Annotated in this window: 26 protein-coding genes and 3 tRNA genes; 5 read left to right on the plus strand and 24 right to left on the minus strand. The window is 33.1% G+C overall.

The window, feature by feature from the left end:
- Positions 1-185: 185 nt before the first annotated feature.
- From ACR0QS_RS01740 to ACR0QS_RS01750, 3 genes are read left to right on the plus strand one after another with little or no spacing between them, the layout of a single operon-like run.
- Entirely contained in the window at positions 186-782 is a 597-nt protein-coding gene (locus ACR0QS_RS01740; protein ID WP_432631725.1) for a TetR/AcrR family transcriptional regulator, read from the plus strand.
- Between the two features lie 35 nt (positions 783-817).
- Positions 818-1,816: an aldose epimerase family protein gene (locus ACR0QS_RS01745; protein WP_432631726.1), complete on the plus strand. Its 999-nt coding sequence runs from the start codon at positions 818-820 to the stop codon at positions 1,814-1,816.
- A gap of 10 nt (positions 1,817-1,826) precedes the next feature.
- Complete coding sequence (locus ACR0QS_RS01750; RefSeq protein ID WP_432631727.1) at positions 1,827-2,471, plus strand: class I SAM-dependent methyltransferase; 645 nt, start codon at positions 1,827-1,829, stop codon at positions 2,469-2,471.
- 10 nt (positions 2,472-2,481) lie between these two features.
- Here ACR0QS_RS01750 and ACR0QS_RS01755 read toward each other — a convergent pair whose 3' ends face one another.
- The 9 genes from ACR0QS_RS01755 to ACR0QS_RS01795 all read right to left on the minus strand — a co-directional run bounded on the left by ACR0QS_RS01755 (position 2,482) and on the right by ACR0QS_RS01795 (position 8,639).
- Entirely contained in the window at positions 2,482-3,417 is a 936-nt protein-coding gene (locus ACR0QS_RS01755) for a DUF4340 domain-containing protein (RefSeq protein ID WP_432631728.1), read from the minus strand.
- Between the two features lie 29 nt (positions 3,418-3,446).
- The gene (locus ACR0QS_RS01760) at positions 3,447-4,169 is read right to left on the minus strand and encodes an ABC transporter permease subunit (RefSeq protein ID WP_432631729.1); all 723 of its coding nucleotides are present in this window, start codon (positions 4,167-4,169) and stop codon (positions 3,447-3,449) included.
- Positions 4,170-4,171: 2 nt separating this feature from the next.
- Positions 4,172-5,119: an ABC transporter ATP-binding protein gene (locus tag ACR0QS_RS01765; RefSeq protein WP_432631730.1), complete on the minus strand. Its 948-nt coding sequence runs from the start codon at positions 5,117-5,119 to the stop codon at positions 4,172-4,174.
- Positions 5,120-5,198: 79 nt separating this feature from the next.
- Positions 5,199-5,927, minus strand: a complete 729-nt coding sequence (locus ACR0QS_RS01770; protein WP_432631731.1) for a hypothetical protein — start codon at positions 5,925-5,927, stop codon at positions 5,199-5,201.
- 1 nt (position 5,928) lies between these two features.
- Positions 5,929-7,299, minus strand: a complete 1,371-nt coding sequence (locus ACR0QS_RS01775) for an LptA/OstA family protein (RefSeq protein ID WP_432631732.1) — start codon at positions 7,297-7,299, stop codon at positions 5,929-5,931.
- Positions 7,271-7,879, minus strand: a complete 609-nt coding sequence (gene lptC / locus ACR0QS_RS01780; protein WP_432631733.1) for an LPS export ABC transporter periplasmic protein LptC — start codon at positions 7,877-7,879, stop codon at positions 7,271-7,273. The genes ACR0QS_RS01775 and lptC overlap by 29 nt, the downstream gene beginning before the upstream one ends.
- The gene (locus ACR0QS_RS01785; RefSeq protein ID WP_432631734.1) at positions 7,848-8,408 is read right to left on the minus strand and encodes a KdsC family phosphatase; all 561 of its coding nucleotides are present in this window, start codon (positions 8,406-8,408) and stop codon (positions 7,848-7,850) included. The genes lptC and ACR0QS_RS01785 overlap by 32 nt, the downstream gene beginning before the upstream one ends.
- A gap of 65 nt (positions 8,409-8,473) precedes the next feature.
- Positions 8,474-8,546: transfer RNA gene (locus ACR0QS_RS01790), tRNA-Arg, on the minus strand.
- Between the two features lie 10 nt (positions 8,547-8,556).
- A tRNA-Ser gene (locus ACR0QS_RS01795) sits at positions 8,557-8,639 on the minus strand.
- Positions 8,640-8,812: 173 nt separating this feature from the next.
- Here ACR0QS_RS01795 and ACR0QS_RS01800 point away from each other — a divergent pair.
- Positions 8,813-9,226 carry an A1S_2505 family phage non-structural protein gene (locus tag ACR0QS_RS01800; RefSeq protein WP_432631735.1) on the plus strand — a complete coding sequence of 138 codons (414 nt, stop codon included), beginning with the start codon at positions 8,813-8,815 and terminating at the stop codon, positions 9,224-9,226.
- A gap of 84 nt (positions 9,227-9,310) precedes the next feature.
- Entirely contained in the window at positions 9,311-9,781 is a 471-nt protein-coding gene (locus tag ACR0QS_RS01805) for a cupin domain-containing protein (RefSeq protein WP_432631736.1), read from the plus strand.
- Positions 9,782-9,878: 97 nt separating this feature from the next.
- Here the strand turns inward: ACR0QS_RS01805 and rpoC are convergent, their stop codons facing one another.
- The 15 genes from rpoC to ACR0QS_RS01880 form a co-directional block, all read right to left on the minus strand.
- On the minus strand, positions 9,879-14,090 hold the full coding sequence (gene rpoC, locus ACR0QS_RS01810) for a DNA-directed RNA polymerase subunit beta' (RefSeq protein ID WP_432631737.1): 4,212 nt from the start codon (positions 14,088-14,090) through the stop codon (positions 9,879-9,881).
- 34 nt (positions 14,091-14,124) lie between these two features.
- Complete coding sequence (gene rpoB / locus ACR0QS_RS01815; RefSeq protein ID WP_432631738.1) at positions 14,125-17,649, minus strand: DNA-directed RNA polymerase subunit beta; 3,525 nt, start codon at positions 17,647-17,649, stop codon at positions 14,125-14,127.
- A 145-nt stretch (positions 17,650-17,794) separates the two neighbouring features.
- Positions 17,795-18,187, minus strand: a complete 393-nt coding sequence (rplL, locus tag ACR0QS_RS01820; RefSeq protein WP_432631739.1) for a 50S ribosomal protein L7/L12 — start codon at positions 18,185-18,187, stop codon at positions 17,795-17,797.
- 71 nt (positions 18,188-18,258) lie between these two features.
- Positions 18,259-18,783: a 50S ribosomal protein L10 gene (rplJ, locus tag ACR0QS_RS01825; protein ID WP_432631740.1), complete on the minus strand. Its 525-nt coding sequence runs from the start codon at positions 18,781-18,783 to the stop codon at positions 18,259-18,261.
- A 111-nt stretch (positions 18,784-18,894) separates the two neighbouring features.
- Complete coding sequence (gene rplA / locus ACR0QS_RS01830) at positions 18,895-19,596, minus strand: 50S ribosomal protein L1 (RefSeq protein ID WP_432631741.1); 702 nt, start codon at positions 19,594-19,596, stop codon at positions 18,895-18,897.
- Positions 19,597-19,729: 133 nt separating this feature from the next.
- Positions 19,730-20,152 (minus strand): 50S ribosomal protein L11, encoded by a 423-nt coding sequence (gene rplK / locus ACR0QS_RS01835; protein ID WP_432631742.1) that lies wholly within the window; start codon positions 20,150-20,152, stop codon positions 19,730-19,732.
- Between the two features lie 17 nt (positions 20,153-20,169).
- On the minus strand, positions 20,170-20,766 hold the full coding sequence (gene nusG / locus ACR0QS_RS01840) for a transcription termination/antitermination protein NusG (protein ID WP_432631743.1): 597 nt from the start codon (positions 20,764-20,766) through the stop codon (positions 20,170-20,172).
- Between the two features lie 6 nt (positions 20,767-20,772).
- A complete protein-coding gene (gene secE, locus ACR0QS_RS01845; protein WP_432631744.1) occupies positions 20,773-21,093 on the minus strand; it encodes a preprotein translocase subunit SecE in 321 nt (106 codons plus the stop codon).
- A 41-nt stretch (positions 21,094-21,134) separates the two neighbouring features.
- Positions 21,135-21,207: transfer RNA gene (locus ACR0QS_RS01850), tRNA-Trp, on the minus strand.
- A 7-nt stretch (positions 21,208-21,214) separates the two neighbouring features.
- Positions 21,215-21,391: a 50S ribosomal protein L33 gene (gene rpmG, locus ACR0QS_RS01855; RefSeq protein WP_432631745.1), complete on the minus strand. Its 177-nt coding sequence runs from the start codon at positions 21,389-21,391 to the stop codon at positions 21,215-21,217.
- Positions 21,392-21,594: 203 nt separating this feature from the next.
- Positions 21,595-22,122, minus strand: a complete 528-nt coding sequence (locus ACR0QS_RS01860) for a hypothetical protein (protein WP_432631746.1) — start codon at positions 22,120-22,122, stop codon at positions 21,595-21,597.
- Positions 22,123-22,279: 157 nt separating this feature from the next.
- Positions 22,280-23,074: a type I methionyl aminopeptidase gene (map, locus tag ACR0QS_RS01865; protein ID WP_432631747.1), complete on the minus strand. Its 795-nt coding sequence runs from the start codon at positions 23,072-23,074 to the stop codon at positions 22,280-22,282.
- Between the two features lie 50 nt (positions 23,075-23,124).
- Entirely contained in the window at positions 23,125-23,541 is a 417-nt protein-coding gene (locus ACR0QS_RS01870) for a bactofilin family protein (protein ID WP_432631748.1), read from the minus strand.
- A gap of 85 nt (positions 23,542-23,626) precedes the next feature.
- Positions 23,627-24,316, minus strand: coding sequence for a pseudouridine synthase (locus ACR0QS_RS01875; RefSeq protein WP_432631749.1), 690 nt, complete (start codon positions 24,314-24,316; stop codon positions 23,627-23,629).
- A 352-nt stretch (positions 24,317-24,668) separates the two neighbouring features.
- Positions 24,669-25,853, minus strand: coding sequence for a hypothetical protein (locus ACR0QS_RS01880; protein WP_432631750.1), 1,185 nt, complete (start codon positions 25,851-25,853; stop codon positions 24,669-24,671).
- Positions 25,854-25,924 lie beyond the last annotated feature (71 nt).

Raw genomic sequence — 25,924 nt, forward strand, 5'->3', positions numbered from 1 at the left:
CTTTAATTATTTTAATCAGTGAAGTATAGCATGGATTAAAAATTTGTCAATGGTTTAATTTAATTTTTATAATAAAATTTTTTAATATGATTTTTAATCAAAAATATAATTTCACTTTACATTAAAAATATATATGTTATACTTTTGAATATTTCAAATTTTAATAATATTATATTGGATAAAAATTGGATAACGATTTAAGAACGAAAAAAACGAAAAAAATATTGAAAGAGGCTCTGGAATCTTTACTCCGAGATAAATCTTTGGACGACATAACAGTAAAAGAAATTTGCGAAAAGGCTTCGATTAATAGAGTCACTTTTTACGACCACTATTTTAATAAAGAGGAACTTCATGAGGAAATAATTTCCGAAATAGAACATGATATAATTAAAGAATTCAAAAAAGATAAATCTGCAGATTATTTGAATAAAAATTATAAAAAAATTCTTCAAAAACTTACGGATTATTTTGACAATAACAGAAAGCATTTTAATCTTTTTCTTTCAAATCCTAAAAATAGATTATGTTTCACATCTATATTGCATAAATATTTTATGAAGTATTTAAAAAGAGGAATAAAAGCTGACAGCGAAAAATACGACAAGAAAGAAATTGACAATCAGATTTTGATTAAATCTCAATTTATTTCTGGCGCTTTAATTTATAGTTTTTCTTGGTGGCTTAAAGACGGTTTTGATATTTCCAAAGAAGAATTTTTAAAACATATTTGCAATTTATTGGACGATTTATTTGAAAAGAATTATAATAAAATTAAATAAATCAAAAATTAAATTATTATTAGAAAAGGAAAATTATGCAAATTAAAAATTTTGGCGAAAAATATTTATTATACGAATTAAAAAATAAAAACTATATGACATTAAAATTAACCGATATAGGCGCTTCGATTACTGGGGTTTTTATAAAAGACAAAAATAACGACAAAATTCAGGCGTCTTTCGGACATGATAATTATGATTTTTATTTGAAAGCGCATGATTATATCGGCTCTTCAGTTGGAAGAGTTGCAAACAGAACGATAAACGGAGAATTTGAACTCGGCGGTAAAATTTATAAACTCGCAAAAAATGACAATAATAAACATCATTTGCATGGCGGAATCGAAGGAATCTCATTCAAAAAATTTGATTCAAAAAGTTTGGACGATAAAACCGTTTTATTTTCTTATCTCTCTAAAGACGGAGAGGAAGGCTATCCCGCTAATTTAAAAATTGAAATTACTTATTCTTTGACGGATGAAAACGAAATAATAATAAAATATTTTGCAAAAGCCGACTCCCCTACTCCGATTAATTTGACTAATCATTCTTATTGGAATTTAAACGGCGAAGGACTTATTTACGAACATGATTTATTTATAGATTCAAAATTTTATTTGCCTGTAAACGAAGAATATGTTTCAACAGGAGAAATATTGAAAACGGAAAATACGCCTTTCGATTTTAATAAAACAAAAAAAATAGGAAAGGATATTGAAAAAGCGGGCGGTTATGACAATTGCTTTATATTCGATAGCGAAAATATAAATAAATTGAGAGCGAAAGTATTTAGCGAAAAAACGGGACTATCTTTGGAACTTTACACTACAAAACCAGCGATGCATTTTTATTCGGGAAATATGATTAACGGCAGAGAGGTTAGAGGAACGATTTTGAATAAACATAACGCTTTTTGTCTTGAAACGGAATTTTTGCCCGCCTCTTTGAATTTTATTCATTTTCCTAATATAATATTGGAGTCGGACAGAGAATATAATCAAACGACTATTTATAAATTACATTTAGAAAATTAAAATTAGAAAAATGAAAAATAAGAAATCGGCAATAATAGAACATTATATAAACAGAGTGAAAGATTTTAATATTCCCGAATATCAGGTTTTGGATTGGGAATCTAAAGAAGCGCAGGAATCGAGATTCAAAACTTTAATCGAACATTTTAATATGGATTCGTCCGTTCTGCTGGATATCGGCTGCGGACTTGGAAGTTTGGCGGAATATATAGACGAAAAAAATATAAATTTGTATTATATCGGAATAGACATAATGCCAGAAATGATTGAAAGAGCGAAAACGAAAACTTTTAAAAATATTAATCCGCAGTTTATGACTTTGGATTTTTTCGGAAGTTCTAATATAGAAAAAGAATTCGATTATATATATTCTTCTGGAATTTTTAATTTAAATCTCGGCAATAACGATAAATTTTTGAAAGACGCTATTAAATTATTTTTAATTGCCGCAAGAAAAGGCGTCTGTTTTAATCTGCTCGATATTTCATTCAAGGAAAAATACGGAGACAAATATTATTATTACAAAAAAGAAGATATATTAAAAACGACAAAAGAAATACTAGAATCTTTAAATATAAAATATAATTTGAATATATCGGACGAATATTTAAGCGGCGATTTTTCCGTGTTCGTGGATATTCTTAATTTTTGTTAATAAAAAACTTTTACTCTTCTATTTTTATATAATATTCTTTCCCGCGCATAGCCGCATCGTAAACCGAATAATCGACTTCATATATAATTCCGCTTTCGGGTTTTGCATATATTTTATTATCAATGTCGTAAGCCAACTGATAAGTAATTTTTGTATTGTCTTGCATATATAAACTAACGACAGCATCGGGAATTCTAAAAAGTCTCTCTATTCTTTGCGGAACATCATAAACGAAAGCAGAAGCCTTGATTAAAGATAAAGTTGAAAAATCGTTAAAAGCCTTTTCCAAATCCGTTTCGCCGCCTATATTTTCGACAATCCAATTTGTCCTGCTGATTTTTCTTATAACATTAGTATAATCACCCGCAATAATTTCAACCGTTTTTACCGAGTCTAAAGAAACGGAACTGTCAAATATTTCTTTATCTCGCAGCATATCTACAGTTTTCTTTAAAGCCTCGATATAAATCGATTCCACGCTAAAATATTCGTCATTATATTTGACATAATACCGCTCTTCGTCAGCAGTCTTATTTCCGACAAATATTTTATATTCTTTATTTCCTTCCCAAACCGTAAATTCGTTTATAGGATTTTCCAAACCGAAAGATTCCGATTCCGATAAATTCGTTATTATCATATCGATATTTAAAGTATTAAAATTTTTTACATTTGCAAAAGCCTCAAGCTGGTCGACTTTATAATCGCTTGCGTTTAACGGAGAGATTATTTTCCAAATATCGTTTATTTTTTCGACTATTATCGGTTCGATTTCAAATATCAATTCATATTTATTAACATTGGTTTCGTTAAGCTCAAATATTTGAACTCTCGGTTTATTAGCCGCAATTTCGGCGCTTCTTTTTTTAGTTATATAAAAAGCGACAAAACTTATAATAAGCAAAATTATTACAAGGATTAGTAATTTAGTAATATTTTTATTCATAAAGTCAATTCCAAATTTTTATTTTATGTTTATTTTCTGTTTTCAAGAGCGATATTCGATAAATATAAAAATATCGTAGTTATTGATAAGAAATAAATAATATCTCTAAAATCCAAAACTCCTCTTGCGATGCTATTAAAATGATAATCTCCGCTTATAAAATCCATAACATTTGTAAGCGAAGGAAATAGTAAAGATATTAATTTTAAAAATACATTCAAAAATATCATTATTGCAAGAGCGACTATCAAAGCTATTATCTGGTTTTTAGTTATCGAAGAAGCAAATATTCCAATCGAACATAAAGCGGATATTAAAAATACGCTTCCAATATATCCTCCAATTACCGGTCCCAAATCAAGTCTTCCCAACAACAATAAAGTTATCGGATACATTATCGTAGGAAGAAGAGCGAAAAGCATGAATATAACGGCGGATAAAAATTTTCCGATTATTATCTCCAAAGTTGAAACCGACTGCGTGCTTATAAGCTCGTAAGAACCGCTTGAAAATTCGCTCGATAAAAGCCCCATTGTTATCGGCGGAATAATGAGAGATAATATTATCGGCAGAATCGAAAAATAATCTCGCATATCGTTTTGAGATATGATAAAAAATCTTGAGAAAAAATATATTCCCGAAACCGCCAAAAATATTGCCGAAAAAATATAAGCTATCGGCGAAAGAAAAATATGTTTAAGTTCTTTTTTTAAAATTATAAAAGATTTATTAAAAGAAAAAATATTTTGCATTATTATTCGTCTCCTTTAGTTAAAGTATGGAATACCGTTTCCAAATTTTCTTTGACTTTTGTCATTTCGTAAATTATCCAATCGGTGCTTTTTATAAATCTATAAATTTCGTCTCTCGGTTCTTCCGAATTTGAATATATGGAAACTTCTTTTATATCGTTTGAAAATTCTTCAATTTCCACTTTATAAATATCTTTAATATTCGATAATTTTTCTTTAATCGTTTCAATATTGTCGTTCGTTTTAATAGATATTTTTACCGTTGTGGATTTATTATGATTTGCGAAACTTGAACTCAAATTTCTTGGAGTATCGTCCGCTATAATATCGCCTTTATTTATTATAATCGCTCTCGAACAAGTCGCTTCGACTTCGCTTAATATATGAGTGGAAACCAAAACCGTTTTTTCTTTTCCTAATTCTTTTATCAATTCTCTAATTTCCACTATTTGATTCGGGTCGAGTCCGTTTGTAGGTTCGTCCAATATTAATATTTTCGGGTCATGAATAATAGAACCCGCAAGCCCAACTCTCTGTTTATAACCCTTCGACAATTCGCCAATCGGTTTTGAAATTACTTCTTTCAAACTGCAAGCGTCAACCACATAATCGAGTCTTTCATTTAATTTACTTTTATCCAAATCCTGTATATCCGCCATATAAACCAAATAATCGAAAACGCACATATCGTTATAGAGAGGAGCGGATTCTGGCAAATAACCGATTGTTTTTTTTACATTTATTTCATCGTCCAATATGCTTTTTCCGTCTATTATAGCGTCTCCGTCCGTTGGGTTCAAATAACATGTCAATATTCTTAAAGTCGTGGATTTGCCCGCACCGTTTGGTCCGAGTATTCCGACAATCTCTCCCGATTTTATTTCAAAACTTATTCCTTTTAACGCCTGAAAATCGCCGTAATATTTAGTCAAATTCTTAACCGAAATCATTTTTATACCTTATCTTTATTAATAAAAATCTTAAAACTTAAAATATTATAATATAATTAAATTAAAATCTCAATACTTTTTAATCAAATTTTTTCAAGGTTTTATAAGGCTCTCTTAAATCGAAATTAATTATATTGCTGAACCAGTTATAATAATCAAAATTTCTAACCTCTGCCATTATCGAATGTTTTTCAAATTCATGAATATCGTATTTTGGAAACATCATCGCCACAGTTTGCAAAATATAATATTCGAATATATTTAATAAAATTTGATTATCCACATATTTCAAATTGCCATTAATCAAGGGATAAACGCTAACAACGGCTAAAGATTTTGTCGGTTTAATTTTTTTATTTTCAAAAATCAATCTGTCAATCGTTTCGTCTTTTTCATTTAATTTTAAATTTAAAGGAATATTAACAATAATCATATTATAGTCTTCGGTTTCATTGCCGATTATTTTCCAATATTCCGCAGAATGCATAATTTCCGATAATTTTTTATCATTAAAAATATTTGCGTTTTTTCTTATTATATTTCTATTTTCTCTATAAAAACCGTTCAAACTGTTTCCATAAGCCAAATTATATTTTATTTTATAACCTAAAATTTGATAAGTTAAAAACGGAAGTCTATTATTAAAAATATTTATAAAATCTTTCGGTTCAAAAGAAGGCAAATTGTCGTCTTTAATATACATTATATTTACCGAATATTGAGAATTTTTTTTAAGAGGTTCTACGCTTTTTTTACATGAAATAAAAAAAATAATAAATATCGATATATAAAAGATTAATTTAGGCATACTAATCGGGAATCTCTCCGCTCACTCCATAAGCCTCTATTCTTTCCGTTTCTATATAATATTTTATCTCTCTTCCACGAACCGTGCTTTCTCCCTGTTTCAAAGAAGGAGTTTCGCCCCATAATCTTAAATATTTTCTTTTATCAAAATAGGTAGCCCAAGCGCTCTTCGAACTCATATCCTTACTTTCCACAGAAACATCTCCGTTCGCCCTCAATTTTTCATCATCGTTAAACATTTGCATTGTGACGGAAATTATTTTAATGCTTCTGTCTTCCAAATATGCATGCGGGTCCCCGCTGATTGTTGCAATTTTTGTATCTGGGTCCAAATGCAATAATTCTCCTTCGAGCGATAATTTTTCGTCATAATCGACTAAAACCACATCGTTATGAAAAATAATATCTTTAAATTGATTAGAATCGCCTTCTTTTTTGTATTCTATCCATTCTCCGAAAGCTATTATTCCTCTGTCGGGTATTCTCACGGAAGGCTCTTGATATAAATACATATGTTCGTTATCCACTTCATATTCCACATAACCGCCTTTCAAAATCATATTTTCTTCGTAAAAATAAGCCTCGACATTTCCGTAAGCGTATAAAATTCGAGTCTGTTTATCCTCTCCGCCGTAATCGTCCAAAAATATTCTGTCCGCCGTCACGATATTATAATTGCTTATTTGACGCTCGTTGGTTTCCACATAATTATTCGTTTGAAGAATATAAATTTTTCCTCTTCCCATAGCGTTCGCCTGAGATTTTTGGGAATTATATTCCAATACTTCGCCTTCTATTCTGTCGTTTCCTTGATGCAATCTTGCGTTTCCTCTCAATTCCGATACTTGAGTGTCCATGTTATATATAAGTTGGTCCGCATAACCATCCGTTTGTTTATTGTCGTTTTCTCTGTCTATATGAATTAAATGAACATTACTCATAGCCTTTGCCAGAGGAGTATTAAAATCTCTTTCCATAAAAGCGCTTCTAATTGTGACATTATTTGTAGGCGACCTTAATATTGGATTATTTCTTACATAAGCGTATCTGCTTTTTCCGTCATAACTCGCATAACCAGCGCTGATTGTCGAATCGTTGGTTTTGCTTAAAAGTTTGACATTTCCGCTAAAAGTGGCGACTTCCGTTTCTCTATAAAATGTCATCGTATGGCTCGTTATAATAGCCGAAGGGTCTTCCAATTTTGAATTTCCCGTATATTGAAAAATTTTTCCTTTATTGTCGTAAGTAAATTTATCGGCGCTTCTTCTCGATTGCGACTGCGATTGAGTAAATAAAGAAGACGCTATTAAAAACGATAAAGCGAATATATATATTTTAATTTTTCTAATTTTCGGCATTATCTTCTTCTCCAAGCGAAACTCCTATTGCGCTTCCTTCGTCAACTTCGTTATAAATTGTCACATTTTCCATAGACATATCTCCTTCCATACTAGTTCCCGTAAGCCAGCTTCCGTCTTCCTGCTCCATTCTAACTGGAACTGGACTCTTAAAAAGTTTTTCTTCATTATTCCATTGAATATGCTCGCTGTATAAAATCGTATTATTTGACGCTTTTGCCACGACATTTGTAAACATTTCTACAAATAAATTCACTTGATTAACTGTGGCAAATTTTCCTTCTACGCTTGCCGCGATAGTTCCGTCCTCTTCGTAAGTATAAGTTCTCGTATCGAGCAGTTCTATCATTTTTCTATTTTCGTAAAATTTTGCATTTGTGGCGAATAATTCCATCTGTTTGAAATTCGTATTATAGCTTTCTCTTCTAAAACCGAAGAATTCCATTTCTGGCGGCGGTATAAAATCATCGCTTCCTCTATTTTTATCAATATCGTTGAAATTTGTGCAAGATAAAATAATCGAAGAAACGATTAATAAAAAAAATAATAAAATTTTAATCAAATTAATATTCAGAAAATTCTTTAATAACTTCATTATAAATTCCTTTTGCTTTTAGAATCATATCTATAGCCACTCTAACCGCTCCGTCTCCTCCGTTTTTATTTATCACTATATCGGCGGCTTTCTTCAAATCTTTTATAGCGTTTTTAGGAACGAAAGAAACTCCGACATATTTAATCGGCGCTAAATCTATAACATCGTCTCCTATATAAGCCACTTCCTCTCTATTTAAACTATATTTTTTTATCAAAGTCAAAAGAGATGGCATTTTATATTCTTCGCCAAGTATCAAATCTTCAAAATTATGAGCTTTAAATTTATCGAATCTTTCCCTCACGCAATTCGCTCTGCTTCCCGATATTACGGCAATTTTTATTCCAGATTTCAAAGCCATAACTATTCCCATGCCGTCCAAAGTGTTAAAAAATTTGCTTTCGACTCCGTTATTGTCAAAAATAAGTTTTCCGTCCGTCATTACTCCGTCAATATCGGAAACTATAAGTTTAATTTTTTTAAGTTTTTTGATATTAAATATATACGAAGCAAAATCTTTTATAGTCATAATTTAGTCATTCAAAAAGTCATTTTATCAATTTAATTTTATTAAAAAAAATTTTAGACAATAATTGGGGCTTACAGGACTCGAACCTGCCCACCCGGTTTAGGAAACCAGTGCTCTATCCAGATGAGCTAAAGCCCCGTATAAAATGCGGAAAGTGTGGGACTCGAACCCACATGGGTGTTAGCCCGGCGGTTTTCAAGACCGCTGCTCTACCAATTGAACGAACTTTCCACTAATAAGTATAACATATTGAAAAATAATTGCAAGTCTTTTTAAATAAAAAATTCAAAAAATTATTAAAAATTTTATAGTTAATATTAAAAATCTGTTAATAATTGCTTTTTCTTACACATGAATTATAATAAATACTTAATTAAATAATTAAAATAAACGGATTATAAAGAATGGAAAAAATAAGAGTATCGGCAAAATATATAGACAAACTCGCTGACAATGAAATATTCGTTTTCGGAAGCAACACACAAGGAGCGCATGGCGGAGGAGCAGCAAGAATGGCAATGAACTTTGGAGCGATATACGGAAAGCCTTTCGGACTTCAAGGAAAAACTTTTGCAATTCCTACCGTTGATTATACGAAAAGCGGTAAAATGTCAATCGAAACTATAAAAGAATATGTCGATAAATTTTTAGATTTTGCAAAAGAAAATAAAGATAAAAAATTTTTGGTAACCGAAATAGGTTGCGGAATAGCGGGATTCAAAATTTCCGATATAGCGCCGTTATTCAAAGAGGCAATTAAAGAAGAATACGATAATGTTTATTTGCCTCAAAGTTTTATAGATTATTTAACGAAGTAAAAAATATAAAAAATTCTTGACAAATATTTTCAAAAAATTATAATATTCATATATCAATTTTAATCAATTTTAAGGAGAATTAAAATGTTTATTAAAATTCTAAAATCATTTATTCTAATTTCTTCTATATCGTTATTTATCGGTTGCGGTAATAATGTAAGCGAAGAAGCAAGTGAAATTCATCCGTCTTTTATCCCGTCAGTATATAGTTTAGACGAATTGGAAGTCACTAACAGAAATCAAGTTGCGGGAGGAAACGGAGATTTAATCGTAAAATACGCTTTCGTCAGAGAAAACGCCCCAAAAGATTTTACCACAAAAGAAATGGGATATATGACATTAATGCCGGGCGATTCCGTTGGACTTCATGAACATGTGGATAATGAAGATAATTTATTAATAGTGTCTGGCACTGGAACTTTCATGGATGAAACTGGAAGAGAATACGAGGTTAAAGCGGGCGATATGACCATATGTCGTTCTGGACACAGCCATGCCATATCGAATAGCGGACAATCTCCTTTAATATTCTTCTGCGTTATATCTGGAAAGTAATTTATTAATATTTAAAATAAAATAGTTATAATTAAAGAGATAGAATAAAATATTTATCCTATCTCTTATAATTTTTAAATCATTAATCAAAAAACTATTAAACGGTTATTTGAATAATATCCTCTTGTTCTTTTTTAGGAGACAAATCTATATGTTCAACTTTTTCCAAATCTCCGCTTTTCTTATTATATACATGAAGTTTATTATAAAGTTTAACTCCAGTTCCCGCAGGTATCAAATGCCCGATAATAACATTTTCTTTGAGTCCGAGCAATTTATCGACTTTTCCTTTGATGGCTGCGTTAGTCAAAACTTTAGTAGTCTCTTGGAACGATGCCGAAGATATAAAACTTTCCGTGTTGAGAGCGGCTTTGGTGAGTCCCAAAAGAACGGGTTTACCGCTTGCTGGAGAGCCTCCCGCTTCTTCGTATCTTTTATTTTCTTCTTCAAATTCATATTTATCGACATACTGCCCTACTATATATTTCGTATCGCCTGGGTCGGTAATTTCGAGTCTTCTCAACATCTGCCTAATTATAAGCGCAAAATGTTTATCGTTAATTCCAACGCCCTGCTGTTTATAAACGCCTTGAATTTCTTCGAGCAAATAAGTTTGAAGAGCCAAATCTCCTTTCGTTTCCAAAATATCATGAGGATTTATCTTGCCCGCACATAATTGAGCGCCCGTTTCAACATGGTCGCCGTTTCTAACCAAAAGCATTTTTCCGTGAGGCACTAAATGTTTCGTTTCGTCAAATTCGTTTATTATTTTTACTACTTTTTTTCCTTTATGAGAACCGCCGATTTCAACCTCTCCGTCAATTCCCGCTATGATTGCGGCATCTTTAGGTTTTTGAGCTTCGAGCAATTCTGTAACTCTTGGAAGTCCTCCCGTAATATCCCTACTCTTTTGTTGAACTCTAGTTATTTTCGCTATAACCTCTCCCGCTTCCACTTTAGCGTTATTATCAACCATAAGCTGAGCGCCGTTTGGAATATCGGTTTCAAAAGTGTCTCCCGAGCTAACTATAAGTATTTTAGGCTGCATTTTTTCATCTTTGAATTCTTGGATTATATAAGTTTTATTTCCCGTATGTTCGTCTATCTCTTCTACCATAGTTCTGCCCAAAATGATATCCTGATACCTTACGACTCCGCCTTTTTCGGCAATAATCGGTTCGTTATAAGCGTCAAAACTTGCCAAAATCGTATTCGCTTCGATAAATATATGTTCGTCAACTTTATATTCGCTTCCCACTTTGATACTTACGCTATGCTCCATTCCCGTTATCATTATATATTTATCATCGTCCGTTATTTTGAATGTTCCATTATAAGTGGATTTTATCTCTTCGCCGTTTTTCGTATTGGCAATAGTGTCTCCTATAAGAACTTTAGAATCGTTTTCAAATAATATGTCTTGTATATTTTCTTTTTCCCATTTATCCAAAACTCTTCTTATTTTCAAATCGCCTTTTCTTGCCGTAATTTTCACTCCGTTTGGCTGTAAAACATATCCAGACAATCTCTCTATATATATAGGATAATTTACTTTAACCTCGTTCTCTTCAACCGACTGCGTGGCGACTCCTCCGATGTGGAAAGTTCTCATTGTAAGCTGAGTTCCGGGCTGTCCGATACTTTGAGCGGCAACTACTCCAACCGCTTCGCCTATAGCCGCAAGGTTATTTGTCGATAAACTTCTGCCGTAGCATTTTTGACAAACTCCCATTCTGCTTTCGCAAGTTAGAGGATGTCTTATATTTATTTTTTCTATTCCCGCTTTTTCTATTATATCTCCGATTTCTTCGGTAATTTCCGTATTTGCTGGACATATTAATTCTTTAGTAATAGGATGATAAATATGTTCGTTGCTGAAAAATCCTACGACTCTGTTTTTCAATGGGTCTATAATTTCGTCTCCAGATTTTATCGCTTCGACTACTATACCTTTAACCGTTCCGCAGTCTGGCTCGGAAACTACAACTCCAATCGCGACATCGACTAATTTTCTCGTCAAATATCCCGCGCTCGAAGTCTTTAAAGCCGTATCGGCAAGTCCTTTTCTTGCTCCGTGAGTGGAAATAAAATATTCTTGAACGGTAAGCCCTTCTTTAAAGTTCGATATAATAGGAAGTTCTATAATATCTCCAGAAGGTTTAGCCATAAGTCCGCGCATTCCCGCAAGCTGTCTTATCTGCTGTTTGCTTCCTCTCGCTCCAGAATCCGCCATTATATAAACGGGATTAAATCCGTCCTGGTCTTTTCTCAAATTATCCATCATAGCATCAGATATTTTATCCGATACTGAAGACCATAAGTCTATAACTTTTTGACTTCTTTCATCGTTTGTAATAATACCGTCCATATATTGAGACTGGAGAGATTCCAATTTTTTAGTAGCTTCTTCAATTTCGCTTTTCTTCATTGGAGGAATAACTATATCCTCTATAGAAATTGTCGAACCGAATACCGTGGCGCTCTTATAACCAAGCTCTTTAATATCGTCAAGCATATTAACGGTTGTGGAAGTTCCATGTTTCAAATAAACTTCATGAATAAATTTTGCCAAATCTTTACTATTAAAATCTCTGTTTTGATATCTAAAATCTTCTGGAATAGCGTTATTGAATTTCAATCTTCCAACTGAAGTTTCAATAAATTCTTCTTTTCCCGTTTCTTTATTTTTCATTAACACTTTTATTCTCGCTTCGAGTTCCACCAAATTATTATCGTAGGCAAGCAAAGCGTCTTTTGAAGAAGAAAATATTTTATTCTCTCCTTTAGCTCCAGCCCTTAATTTCGTCAAATAATTTATTCCAAGAACTATATCTTGAGTAGGATTTACTATCGGCTCTCCGTTTGCAGGGTTCAATATATTATGAGGAGCGAGCATTAAAGTCCAAGCCTCAATTTGAGATTCAGCCGAAAGCGGAGTATGAACCGCCATTTGGTCGCCGTCAAAATCCGCATTATAAGCATGGCAAACAAGAGGATGCAATTGTATGGCTTTTCCTTCGACAAGCACGGGTTCAAAAGCCTGAATTCCCAATCTATGAAGAGTCGGCGCTCTATTTAATAAAACGGGATGTTCTTTCGCTATTTCTTCCAATACCCCCCAAACTTCCTCTCTGCCTTCTTCGACAAATCTTTTTGCGCTTTTAATATTATGAGCGCTGTTTATTTCAACAAGTTTCTTCATTATAAAAGGTTTAAATAATTCAACCGCCATTTTTTTAGGAAGTCCGCATTGATGCATTTTCAAACTTGGTCCCGCAACGATAACCGAACGTCCAGAATAGTCGACTCTTTTACCCAATAGGTTTTGTCTAAATCGTCCCTGTTTTCCTTTAAGCATATCGGATAAAGATTTTAAGGCTCTGTTTCCAGGTCCTTTTACGACTTTTTTTCTTCTGCTGTTATCGAATAAAGCGTCAACGGCTTCTTGGAGCATTCTCTTTTCGTTTCTTATTATAATATCTGGCGCTCGCAATACCAATAATCTTCTTAATCTGATATTTCTATTGATAACTCTTCTATATAAATCGTTCAAATCGCTTGTGGCAAATCGTCCTCCGTCAAGCTGAACCATAGGTCTCAATTCTGGAGGAATAACGGGAACTACATCCAAAATCATCCAAGAAGGGTCGTTTCCGCTCGATTTAAAATCCTCAAAAATTTCAAGTCTCTTTCTTAATCTTCTGTCGCTCTTTTCTCCTTTTTTAATCATCTCCGCTCTGAGTTTTTTTATCTCTTCATCCAAATTTAAGTCTCTAAGCATATCTCTTATGCCTTCCGCTCCGATTCCTATTTTTATATTGTCGCCGAATCTGTCCAAACTTTCGTTATATTCTTCTTCTGTAAGCAAATCTCCTTTTGAATAAGAACTGTCGCCCGGGTCTATCACTATATATCTTTCAAAATAAAGAACGCTTCTTAAATGCGACATATTTATATTTAGAAGAAGTCCGATTCTTGAAGGCGTATTTCTATAATACCATATATGAGCAACGGGAGCAGCTAATTCTATATGCCCCATTCTTTCTCGTCTAACCTTAAAATGAGTAACTTCGACTCCGCATTTATCGCAAACTACGCCTTTATAACGAATGCTTTTGAATTTTCCGCAATAACATTCGTATTCTTTTGTAGTTCCGAATATTTTTTCGCAAAAAAGCCCGTCTCTTTCGGGGCGCAATGTTCTATAATTAATCGTTTCGGGTTTTTTAACCTCTCCATAGCTCCATTCTCTCATTACTTGAGGGCTTGCTATACTAATTTTTATTTGGTCAAAGTTTGTAAATGTCATATTAATTAAACTTCTCCTATATTATTTAAAAACTCTATTTAAAAATTTTAGTTTGTTTTTTTGATTTTTGTTTTAATTCTTTTTCGGTAGAAGGAAGCTGAACTCCGTCTTCATCATGAATCGTAATATTGAGTCCGAGTCCTCTAAGCTCTTGAACCAAAACATTAAAACTTTCTGGGATTCCTGGTGAAGATATAACATCGCCTTTAACGATAGATTCGTATATTCTCGCTCGTCCCGCCATATCGTCCGATTTAACGGTTAAAAACTCTTGAAGCATGTTAGCCGCTCCGTAAGCTTCCAATGCCCAAACTTCCATTTCTCCCAATCTCTGTCCGCCGAATTGAGATTTTCCTCCCAAAGGCTGCTGAGTAACTAAAGAATAAGGTCCCGTGCTTCTTGCATGAACTTTATCTTCGACAAGGTGATTCAATTTAAGCATATACATATAACCGACTGCAACCTCGTTTTTGAAAGGCTCTCCCGTTCTTCCGTCATAAAGTTTAACCTTACCGCTCGGATTCATTCCGCTTGTAATCATAGCCTCTTTTAAAGCTTCTTCTTTAGGTCCTTCAAATACTGGGCATGCATATTTTAATCCCATTTTATATCCCGACCAGCCGAGCAACATTTCTATAACCTGCCCGATATTCATACGAGAAGGAACGCCTAAAGGATTCAAACAAATATCTACAGGAGTTCCGTCTTCCAAAAACGGCATATCTTCCACTGGCATTATTCTTGCAACAACTCCTTTATTTCCATGTCGTCCCGCCATCTTATCGCCTTCCTGTATTATTCGTTTTTTAGCGATAAATACTTTTACCACTTCCTCTACTCCTGGCTTCAATTCGTCTCCGTTTTCTCTGCTATAAACTCTCACATCTATAACAGTTCCGTCTTTTCCATGAGGCACTCTTAAAGAAGTGTCTTTAACATCTCTCGCCTTTTCGCCGAAGATTGAATGAAGAAGTCTATATTCTGGAGTAATTTCCGTTTCGCCTTTTGGAGTCACTTTTCCAACCAATATATCGCCCGCTTTAACTTTAGCGCCGACTCTTACAATTCCTCTTTCGTCCAAATTCTTAAACGCAGATTCTGAAACATTTGGAATATCTCTTGTAATATTTTCCCTATCTAATTTCGTCTCTCTCGCTTCAACTGAAAATTCTTCAATATGAACGGAAGTAAAAACATCCTCTTCGACAAGTCTGCTGCTCAAAAGAATCGCGTCCTCAAAATTATATCCTTCGAATATCATAAACGCCGCCAAAACATTTCTTCCAAGCGCCAGCTCTCCGTTATCCGTTGCAGGTCCGTCCGCAAGAAGTCCTCCCGCTTTAACCGTATCTCCAACATTAACAACTGGTCTTTGATGAAAATTAGTGTCTTGGTTGGTTCTTTGATATTTTATTAATTCGTAAACATCAAAATCGTCTTTATCGCTCTGTTTATTCGGTTTAACGACTATTTCGTTATTGACTACTTTTATAACCTTTCCCGCCCTTTTCGCATGTAAAGCTATTCCCGTTCCAGGCTGACAAATTTTTGCCTCTACTCCCGTTCCAACTATTGGCGCTTCTGGAAATAAAAGAGGAACGCTTTGCCTTTGCATGTTGCTTCCCATTAAGGCTCTGTTTGCATCGTCATGCTCTAAAAACGGTATAAGCGAACTTGAAAGTGAAACTATCTGCTGAGGCGACACATCCATATATTGAACCTGCTCTGGAGACGAATAAGGGAATTCCGACCTGTATCTTGTCGATATAAGATTTTCTTTAAATGTTCCGTCTTCGTTTATTGGAGCGTTCGCATCGGCAATATGAAATCTCTCTTCGTCATGAGCCGTCAAATATTCTATTTCGTCTGTCACTTTTCCTTTAATAACTTTTCTGTAAGGAGTTTCCAAAAATCCATGTTTATTTATTCTCGCGTAAGTGGCAAGCGAAACTATAAGCCCGATATTCGGACCTTCTGGAGTTTCGATAGGACAAATTTTGCCGTAATGCGTATGATGAACATCGCGCACTTCAAAACCCGCTCTGTCTCTCGTGAGTCCGCCCGGTCCCAAAGCGTTTAATCTTCTTTTATGAGTAATTTCGGACAGAGGATTATTCTGGTCCATAAATTGCGATAATTGACTCGTTCCGAAAAATTCTTTTAAAACCGACTGAACTAATTTAATGCTTACCAAAGACTGTGGAGTAAAGCCTTTCTCAAAATCCTGCATTTGCATTCTTTCTTTCGCTATTCTTTCCAATCTTGTAAATCCGATTTTCATTTGCATAGCCAAAAGTTCGCCAACGCTTCTTATTCTCCTATTTCCCAAATGGTCTATATCGTCCAGCTGTTCTTCGTTAATAAACACTTTTATCAAAAAGCGAATAGTTTCTATTATATCTTTATGTCTTAAAACATTGCTTTTTTCGTCTTCTGGGAAGTTGAGCCTTTTATTTATTTTATATCTTCCCACATCGCCGAGCGCGTAAGATTTGGAATCGAATACCATATCGTTACAAATTTTAACGACATTATCTATTAAAGCGGGTTCGCCTGGTCTTAAAACATTGTAGATTTTTGCGCAGGCTTCTTTTTGATTTCTTGTAATATCTTTATCTAAAGTATTGATTATGGTTACATTATCTTTAATAGCGTCCATATTCAAAACTTCTACTTCTTTAACTCCGCTCATCAAAAGTCTTTCGGCAAGGTTCGTGTTTATAAGCTCGCCTGGATTCAATATAATCTCCTCTGGATTATCCGTATCGTAAACCGTAGAATATGAACGTCTTCCAATCAAAGCCTCTTTTTTAGCTTCGTCCGATAATTTGGATAATGAAATTTTATCAACGGTATAAAATAATTTCAAAATTTCTTCGTTTGTAGTAATTCCTATGGCTCTTAAAAATACCGTAACGGGAAGTTTTTTCTTTCTGTCTATTCTAACATACATTATATCTTTTTTAGTGTCGAGTTCAAATTCAAGCCAAGTTCCTCTTTCTGGAATTATCTTTGCCACAAACATCGCGTCTCTATCGCTTCTATTGAAAACGACCCCTGGCGACCTATGAATTTGGGAAACGACTACTCTTTCCGCTCCGTTTACTATAAAAGTGCCTCTGTCCGTCATAGCGGGAATATCGCCCACAAAAATTTCCTGTTCCACTATCATTTCAGGGTCTCGAACGGTTAATTGAACTTTTATCTTAAAAGGATAAGAATAAGTTTTATCTCTTCTTCTCGCTTCTTTTTCGGATATTTTAGGCTCTCCTATCGAATACGAAATAAACTCGATTTGCATTTTTTCGTTATTTGCAACTATAGGAAATATTGAATTCAAAACTTCTTGCAAACCTTCGTTTTTTCTCTTATTCTCGGGAACATCCTTTTGAAGAAAACTATCGTATGACTCTTTTTGTATAGCAAGAAAATCGGGCGGTTCTAAAACCGAAGCGTATCGCGAAAAATTTACGCGTCCGTTTTCAATTCTATATTTTTTAGCGAACTCAATTCCTCTTTCCTTATATACTTTATTGTCTATTTGAATGTTATTAGCCATATTAAAAAGAACTCCAAATTACAGCTTTTTTATTTTTTATAATTTTATTTTATTTTTTAGCTTATATTATTTTTTATTTAAAATATAATTATTTAAGAAGGGCAAAGCTACAATACCCTTCTTAAATTTTAATCGTCTTATATTATTATTTAACTTCAACTTTACCGCCCGCAGCTTCCAACTGTTTTTTAATTGCGGCGGCTTCGTCTTTTGAAACGCCAGATTTAATAGTTTCTCCGCCTTTTTCTACGGCATCTTTAGCTTCTTTTAAACCCAAACCGCTAACCGCTCTAACTTCTTTAATAAGCGCTATTTTTTGAGCAGCATCGAATCCAGTAAGAATTATATCGAATTCGTTTTTCTCTTCTTCAGCCGCACCGCCAGCAGGAGCGCCGCCAGCCGCAGGAGCAGCTACCGCAGCAACGGGCATAGCAGCCGTTACATTGAATTTTTCTTTAATAGCTTCAACCAATTCATGAAGCTCTATAACTTTCATCTCTTCTATCGCTTGTAGTATTTCTTCTTTACTTAAAGCCATTTTTATTCTCCTTAAACTTTTAATTTTTTTATTTTTTTAATTTAATTTTTAGCTTATATATTATTTAATATTTAAGCCGATTTTTTCTTTTCTTCTTCAACGGAATCGAGCGTATAGGCAAGTTCCGATATGATACTTTGAAGAGAATTTGCCAAACTTGATATAGGCGACTGTAAAGCCGTAACCAAATGAGAAAGCAAAACATCTCTTGGCGGAATATTAGCGACAACTTGAACATTAGCCGAATCGAGCAAATCGACTCCCATATAACCGCCTTTGATTTTGATTTTATCGTTCTTTTTAGCCGCTTCGCTAATAACTTTTGCCGCAGCGGGCATATCTTCTTTTGCGAAAACAACAGCCGTAGGATTGATAAACATCTCGTCTTTTACTTCTCTGCCTAAATCTTTTAATGCAATATCTACCAAAGAATTTTTACATATCTTTATTGAGGAAGAAGTTTTTGAAAGTTCGCGTCTTAAATCCGTAAGCTGAGCCACATTTACTCCTCTATAATCGAAGAATACAAGCCCAGCGCAAGAATCGATTTGTTCTTTAAGATGCGCAACCGTTTCAATATTTTTCTTATTAGGCATATTATCCACCTCTTCTATATTAAACCGTTTCTCTAATCTATTCGTATAATGGGATCACAAAATACGACTTCGTTTACAAAAACAGGTTTATTCAAACTTTTTATAATATTTTTACAACTTTATTTTCTTATAATCTATCTTTATTCCAACTCCCATTGTGGAAGTAACGCTAACGCCTTTAATATATTCGCCTTTTAAGTCGGAAGGTTTTTTTCTTAAAATTTCATCGTAGAAAGCTTTGAAATTTTCGTTCAATTTGCCAGCATCCATTGAAGCTTTTCCTATTCCCATTCTAACTACGCCGAATTTATCCGCTCTGTATTCCATTCTTCCGCCCTTAAAACTTTTAACAGTTTGAGCAATATCCAAAGTCACCGTTCCAGTTTTAGGGTTTGGCATGAGTCCCTTTCTTCCAAGTATCTGTCCTAATTTGCCGACTTCTTTCATCAAATCTGGAGTCGATATCGCGACATCAAAATCGGTATAACCTCCTCTGATTTTGCTTATCAAATCTTCAAATCCCACTTCGATAGCGCCCGCGTTTTTCGCTTCTTCCGCTTTTTCCCCTTGAGCAAACACTACTACTCTTTTTTCCTTTCCGAAAGAATTTGGAAAAGATAAAGTGTCTCTTATAGAATGTTTTGGCAAGATATTAAGGTTTATCGTAGCCTCGATAGTCTCGTCAAATTTGCAAGTGGCGTTTTTTTTCGCCAATTCTATAGCTTCTTCAACGGTATAAGGTTTTAATTTTTCTACCGTCTTAAATATAGCATCGTAACGTTTGCCGCCAATCTTTTTTTGTTTTGTAGCCATTTTTAACCTCTTTTATAATCAATTTTTCAAACAATTACTTCCATTTATTCATATTATTAAAATTATAATAAATGGTGCGCTTTTATTTTTTATTCTAAATATCTAAATATTTATCTTAAATTAAATTAAATATTTATTCAACTTTTATACCCATAGCGCGAGCCGTTCCCGCAACTATTTTTTTTGCCGCTTCAATATCGTTTGCCGACATATAAGCCATTTTTTCTTGAGCGACTTCCTCAAGCTGTTTTTGATTTATACTCGCGACTTTAGTTTTATTAGGCTCTCCCGAACCTTTTTCTATTCCTAACTTCTTTTTAATCAATGTGGAAGTAGAAGTTCCTTTAGTTACAAAAGTGTAAGTTTTATCTTCGTAAACCGTTATATAAGTATTTAAAAGCTGCCCTTTAAGTTTTGAAGTTTTAGCGTTAAAATCCTTAACGAATGCCGCTATTTGTATCTGCTTCTGTCCGAGCGCTGGTCCCAAAGGCGGAGCTGGAGTCGCCTCTCCTCCGGGAATTCTAACCTTTACAATACCGACTATTTTTTTTGCCATTTTATACCTCTTTAATTTTATAATTTCTTAACTTTATTAAAATCTAATTCCGTAGGCGTGCTTCTTCCAAAAATTTCAATCTTAACGGTAACCTTTCCTTTATCGGTATTGATATTTTCTATTATGCCGTTCAAACCGTTAAAAGGTCCGTCAATAACTTGAACTTTTTCGCCTATATCGAAATCCATTCCTATAATTTCATTGATTTGAGTTTTAGCCTTGCTTTCCACATCCTCAAATATTCTCGCAACATCCGCTTCGCTTAAAGGAGTAGGAATTATCTGCCCTTCTTCTTTTGTGGTGGCATGGCTTCCTATAAAACCAGCGACTCCCGGCGTTCTTCTAACCATAGAATGCGAGGAATCGTTCATTATCATTTTAACCAAAACATAGCCCGGAAAAGAAAATTCTTCTTTATTTACTTTCTTCCCGTTTTTTGTAACGGAAACCGTTTGGGAAGGTATATATATATCGACAATCAAATCGTCCATTCCATTTTCTTTTACTCTTTTATCTATTCTTTCCCTAACTTTATTTTCGTATCCATGTTGAGTCTGAACTATATACCATTTATAATCTTTTTCTTCTTGTTTATATTCTTGCATGTCGGACATATTTAATCACCTATTATATCTGTTTTTTCTAATATATCGAATGGCAAAATACATAACAAACAAAGCCACGAATATCACTATCAAAACCAAAGTAATAGTAGAAGACATTATAGCCGATATAATAGAACCGTCAAGTAAAGTTCTCGTTAAAAAAGTCACCACATAATCCGCAGCTCCCAAAAAAGCCGAAGTTATAATAAGCAAAATAATAACGACAACCGTTTGGTTAACCACTTCTTGACGAGTGGGCCACACGCTTCTTTCAAAAAGTTCTTTCTTTATTTCTTCCAAAGAACTAAACAATTTATTTTTTTTCTTTTCTGCCATAAAATTACCCTAAATTAAAATTATAAAAACTAATAAACAATCAGGTCAGACAGGAGTCGAACCTGCAACACCCAGTTTTGGAGACTGGTGCTCTACCAATTGAACTACTGACCCATAAAAATTATCTTGAAACCTTAAGCTCTTTATGAACCGTATGTTTTCTATCATGCGGACAGTATTTTTTTAATTCAAGTTTCTCCTGAACATTTTGTTTATTTTTAGTCGTTATATAATTCTTTCTTTTACATTCCGTGCATTGCAAATGTATCTGCTCGGTTTTTACTTTAGCTCCCGCCATTTTCTACTCCTTAATTGATTATATTAATCTACAATTTACAAGGTAATAAATTATATAATTAAATAAAATTTATGTCAATAGTTAAAATAAAAAAAATTTAATAAAGAGAGGATAAATTAAATTTGCTGCCACAATACATTAATTTATACAATTATACAAAAAAAGAAACCTTAGAAATTATCTAAAGTTTCTTTTATTTTTTATTATTTTACTCTTTTATAATATAAATCTTCATAGACTTTTTCTGTCGAAGCATCTCTTCTTATCTGATGCAATCCATTTTCATCAAAAACCAATTCTATATAATATCCTTTTTCAGTGGGATAAAAATCGACTCTTTTAAATTTATTATCTTTTTTATCAAGATAAAAGCATTCAGTAAAAAGTTTATATTGTCCATAAAGAGTATGAACTTTTAAATCATAATAAAGATTATTTTTGTTGGCTTCAGAATTTTGAGATACTCCGCCCCAAGTATCAGAACCGACATAAACTCTTCCTCTAACGGCTTCAATTTTTAGTAAATACTCGTATTTTGTATCTAGATATTGATACCCGTTATATTTATCTAAATCTATTGTTTCATAACCGCTATCATTATCATTAATATTATTTGTTCCTCTCGAACCCGATGATGAACGAGATGGACTTGTCCCTATATCGGACATACAACTTATTAATATTATTGTTGAGATAAATAATAGAAAACTTTTTGTTAAAAATCGTATCATAATTTACTCCTTCGCCTTTCGGCTTTATTAAACTTTCTACTAATAATATAACAAATATTTTTAAATTGGCAAGAACTTTTTTATTATTTTATTTAGTCAACAATAAAACTATTCTGTTATAATTATTTTTATAAAAAACGATATTGAAGTAAAAAAATTATTTATTCATATATTTATTTACTATTTCATCGTCTTCCAAAGCGGTTAATATTTCCACTCCGTCTTTGGTAACGGCAATGGTATGTTCGTAATGCGAAGATAAAGAACCGTCTTTAGTTATCACAGTCCAGTTATCGTTTTCTATCAAAATCGAGTGTCGTCCCATATTAACCATCGGCTCTATCGCTATAACCATATTCGTTTTTAATATCGGTCCCGTCCCTTTCTTGCCGATATTTGGAACGGCAGGCTCTTCATGTAAATTTGAACCTACTCCATGCCCTTGAAATTCTTTCACTAAAGAATAGCCTGCATCCTCTGCGGTTTTTTGAATTGCATAAGAAACATCTCCCAAATGAACTCCGTCTTTTATAACTTTTATTCCGTTGAAAAATGATTCCATCGTTGTGTCGACAAGTCTTGATGCCTCTTCGGAAACTTTACCGACTTTAAAAGTAAAAGCTCTGTCGGAATGATAGCCTTTATAATAAACTCCTATATCCAAACCGATTATATCGCCTTCTTTCAAAATTCTTTTTTTGCTCGGAATTCCATGAATTACTTCGTTATTTATTGAAGCGCAAATAGAAGCTGGAAAAGGAGGATTGCCGTAGCCTTTAAACGAAGGTTTTGCGTTATTTTTTCTTATATAATTATAAACGAATTTATCCAATTCTTTTGTTGATATTCCCGCCTCTACAATTTTTCCGACTTCTTTAAATACATTTGCAAGTATATGTCCGCTCTCTCTCATTAAATTAATCTCGGACTGAGTTTTTATTTTTATAGACATTTTAATCCTTTTTTAATATTTAAAATAATTAAAATAATAATTTAAACAAATCAATTATTTTTATCCGAACTTTCTGACGATTTATTATTAACCGTAAAAGATTCTTCAACGACTTTTGTAATATTCTTTTTCTGTCCGCCCGTAATCGTCATCTCGCCTTGAATAATCGCGCCTTCTCCGACATCAATTTTAGGAGCTTCTATATTTCCCAAAACTCTTCCCGTCTCTATCACGATAACCTCTTTTTTAGCGTCAATATTTCCGATTAAAGTTCCCGCTATCGTTATGCTTTCGGTAAGAATTGTGCTTGTCTTTACTCTGCCGTTAGTTCCTATAATTAAATGTCCGTCTATTTTTAAATCGCCTTCAAATTTTCCGTCTATTTGAAAAGAACCTTTTACTATAAAACTTCCCTTAAATGAAGAACCGTCTCCGATAACGCTGTTTATAATATCTTTTCTTGCCATAAAATCAACTCCGAAAATGTATTGATTTAATTTTATAAGGATAATATTAAAAAGTCAATATTCATTTTATTTTTTATTTTATATTTTAATTATTTATATTTAAAATAAAATTTATTTCTTCTTCGGTTAAATATTCAAATTTTCCTTCTTCCAAATCATTTAAATATATATTTGAAATTCTCAATCTTTTCAATAAAATAACTTCAAAACCTACTTTTTCGCACATTCTCCTTATCTGTCTGTTTCTGCCTTCTTTAAGAATTATATTGAAAGAATTTTTTGAAACTCTTTTAACTATCGCTGGTTTTAATTTTTTGCCGTCAAGCGAGATTCCGAATTCCAATTTTTTTAAAGCTCCGTCCGAAATATTATCGTTTAATTTTACATAATATTCTTTTTCGCATTCGCTATTTTCTCCGATTATTTTTCGGCTAAATATTCCATCGTTCGTAAAAAGTATGAGTCCTTTGCTGTCTTTATCCAATCTTCCAACAGGATATAAATTTTTTAATTCTTCGTTTAATAATTTATAAATCGGTTTGCCTTCTTTTTTATTATTTGAAACGACATAGCCAACGGGTTTATTTAATTTTATATATATTTTTTCGCTTTTATAATTTTCTATATCGCAGATAACTTCGTCTTTTTCGTCAACTTGAATTGCTGGACTAGTTATAATCTCTCCGTTAACTTTTACTTTGCCGTATTTGATTAATTTATCCGCTTCTCTTCTGCTTGCAATATTTAAATTGGCTATATATTTATTTAATCTCATAATTTTTAACTTTTTGTTTTTTTTGATTATATTATCATAATTTTATTAATAATAAAATAACCTAAAGTTAAATAGTCATTGCGAGCATTTGCCGCCGTAAGCGTGCCTTTGGCAAAATGCGAAGCAATCCACTATTAGTAAAAATAAATTTTAAAAATCAAACTCTATTTTTATTGGATTACTTCGCTTCCTTATCAGTCGCTCGTTCCCTACGGGACGCCTTCGGCGAATGACAAATTTTTATTTTCAGGTTTCGGAAAATAAGACAAAAAATAAGTAGAAGACTATTTTTTAGCCTTCTACCCTATTCCAGTTTTTTTCTAATTTTGATTAAATAAACAAGCGGTTAAAATTATCGTATCATACCGTTATTAATTTTTACTACTCTTCTCGTTTCGCTTACATCTTTCTGACCCGGCATAAACAAGAATTTCCATCCTCTATGGTTATCCGTAAACATAGCGGTATGATTCAACTGTCTAGTAATATATTCTGGTCTTTGCGACAAATACATATTTTGATTGGTCATATAAGGCATATTTTGAGCCGTAAAGTAAATACCAGGGTGATTTTTATATTCTTCATGGTAATTGTATATGCCATAATAAGCGTAATAAGAATGAACGCTGGCAGCTCCAGAATATCCCTGATTATCATAATCATAGATAACAAAAACTTCTATGAAGCCAGGATTTATATATTGTCTTTCAAATAGATTATTTGCAAAAAACGCACCGCTCCACCAAGTTTGAACATAATGTCGAGCTGCTACAAAATCGAATACTCCGTCTTTAAATGGGTTATCGCCCGAATATTTCGTTCTTGCCTGTTCGGTTGTTAAAGCGTTAGCGTAAATAGCTCCAATAGTGTAGATATTTTTTTCTTTCCAAGTAATGCCATTCTTCTGGATAGTCCAAGAGTTCTCGTAATCTCCTCTTTTTATCGTTATATCTCTATAAGGGATTATAACAGCTCCAACTAATCTTTTTATAATGGTGTTGTCTTCTTTATAAACTATATCGCCGTTTTCATTAAAGAAGTAATAATCTCGAGCGCTATATTGTCCATGAGTATGCCTATTTTGAAAATTATTGACATCTCTATTATTTCCCCTATTTCTAATGGCGAATACTTTTCCATCGTTTACGGCTTTTCTATTGATTTGGTCAAACCATAATTGTTTTAATTTATTTGTATCTTTATAGCTTACATTAGTATAACCGTCTCCGCCTACGCCGAAAGGAACGCGAACATCGTAATAATCGGCTGGGCTATCATTTGGCAAAGTTGGAGTATCGTCTCCACCATCCGTATCGCCGTCTGAATCATCGCCGCCGTCAGAATCTCCGTTTCCGCCTGAAGAATCACCACCGCCAGAACTTCCGCCGGGATTCGTATTCTCGCTCGAATAATTTCTTCCGCCGCTTCCCGTAATATCGTCTCCCGAGCAGGCAACTATTCCTGCGATGCTAAATGCCGCTATTAACAAAATAATAGCTATTCGTTTTGAAATTTTTAATACTTTTGTGTTAATCATAATTAACTCCTTATTTTAATTAAATTATAGGCTTTCAATTCCTATGTTAATAGTATAATAAATTTATTAAA

Origin of the sequence: Brachyspira sp., assembly GCF_050873525.1 — a bacterium.
Taxonomy (GTDB): domain Bacteria; phylum Spirochaetota; class Brachyspiria; order Brachyspirales; family Brachyspiraceae; genus Brachyspira.

Bases quoted from the DNA above. Each gene is read 5' to 3' on its own strand.
- ACR0QS_RS01745 (WP_432631726.1), top strand. From the start codon at position 818: ATGCAAATTAAAAATTTTGGCGAAAAATATTTATTATACGAATTAAAA.
- ACR0QS_RS01750 (WP_432631727.1), top strand. From the start codon at position 1,827: ATGAAAAATAAGAAATCGGCAATAATAGAACATTATATAAACAGAGTG.
- ACR0QS_RS01755 (WP_432631728.1), bottom strand. From the start codon at position 3,417: ATGAATAAAAATATTACTAAATTACTAATCCTTGTAATAATTTTGCTT.
- ACR0QS_RS01760 (WP_432631729.1), bottom strand. From the start codon at position 4,169: ATGCAAAATATTTTTTCTTTTAATAAATCTTTTATAATTTTAAAAAAA.
- ACR0QS_RS01765 (WP_432631730.1), bottom strand. From the start codon at position 5,119: ATGATTTCGGTTAAGAATTTGACTAAATATTACGGCGATTTTCAGGCG.
- ACR0QS_RS01770 (WP_432631731.1), bottom strand. From the start codon at position 5,927: ATGCCTAAATTAATCTTTTATATATCGATATTTATTATTTTTTTTATT.
- lptC (WP_432631733.1), bottom strand. From the start codon at position 7,879: ATGAAGTTATTAAAGAATTTTCTGAATATTAATTTGATTAAAATTTTA.
- ACR0QS_RS01785 (WP_432631734.1), bottom strand. From the start codon at position 8,408: ATGACTATAAAAGATTTTGCTTCGTATATATTTAATATCAAAAAACTT.
- ACR0QS_RS01800 (WP_432631735.1), top strand. From the start codon at position 8,813: ATGGAAAAAATAAGAGTATCGGCAAAATATATAGACAAACTCGCTGAC.
- ACR0QS_RS01805 (WP_432631736.1), top strand. From the start codon at position 9,311: ATGTTTATTAAAATTCTAAAATCATTTATTCTAATTTCTTCTATATCG.
- rpoC (WP_432631737.1), bottom strand. From the start codon at position 14,090: ATGACATTTACAAACTTTGACCAAATAAAAATTAGTATAGCAAGCCCT.
- rpoB (WP_432631738.1), bottom strand. From the start codon at position 17,649: ATGGCTAATAACATTCAAATAGACAATAAAGTATATAAGGAAAGAGGA.
- rplL (WP_432631739.1), bottom strand. From the start codon at position 18,187: ATGGCTTTAAGTAAAGAAGAAATACTACAAGCGATAGAAGAGATGAAA.
- rplJ (WP_432631740.1), bottom strand. From the start codon at position 18,783: ATGCCTAATAAGAAAAATATTGAAACGGTTGCGCATCTTAAAGAACAA.
- rplA (WP_432631741.1), bottom strand. From the start codon at position 19,596: ATGGCTACAAAACAAAAAAAGATTGGCGGCAAACGTTACGATGCTATA.
- rplK (WP_432631742.1), bottom strand. From the start codon at position 20,152: ATGGCAAAAAAAATAGTCGGTATTGTAAAGGTTAGAATTCCCGGAGGA.
- nusG (WP_432631743.1), bottom strand. From the start codon at position 20,766: ATGTCCGACATGCAAGAATATAAACAAGAAGAAAAAGATTATAAATGG.
- secE (WP_432631744.1), bottom strand. From the start codon at position 21,093: ATGGCAGAAAAGAAAAAAAATAAATTGTTTAGTTCTTTGGAAGAAATA.
- rpmG (WP_432631745.1), bottom strand. From the start codon at position 21,391: ATGGCGGGAGCTAAAGTAAAAACCGAGCAGATACATTTGCAATGCACG.
- ACR0QS_RS01860 (WP_432631746.1), bottom strand. From the start codon at position 22,122: ATGATACGATTTTTAACAAAAAGTTTTCTATTATTTATCTCAACAATA.
- map (WP_432631747.1), bottom strand. From the start codon at position 23,074: ATGTCTATAAAAATAAAAACTCAGTCCGAGATTAATTTAATGAGAGAG.
- ACR0QS_RS01870 (WP_432631748.1), bottom strand. From the start codon at position 23,541: ATGGCAAGAAAAGATATTATAAACAGCGTTATCGGAGACGGTTCTTCA.
- ACR0QS_RS01875 (WP_432631749.1), bottom strand. From the start codon at position 24,316: ATGAGATTAAATAAATATATAGCCAATTTAAATATTGCAAGCAGAAGA.
- ACR0QS_RS01880 (WP_432631750.1), bottom strand. From the start codon at position 25,853: ATGATTAACACAAAAGTATTAAAAATTTCAAAACGAATAGCTATTATT.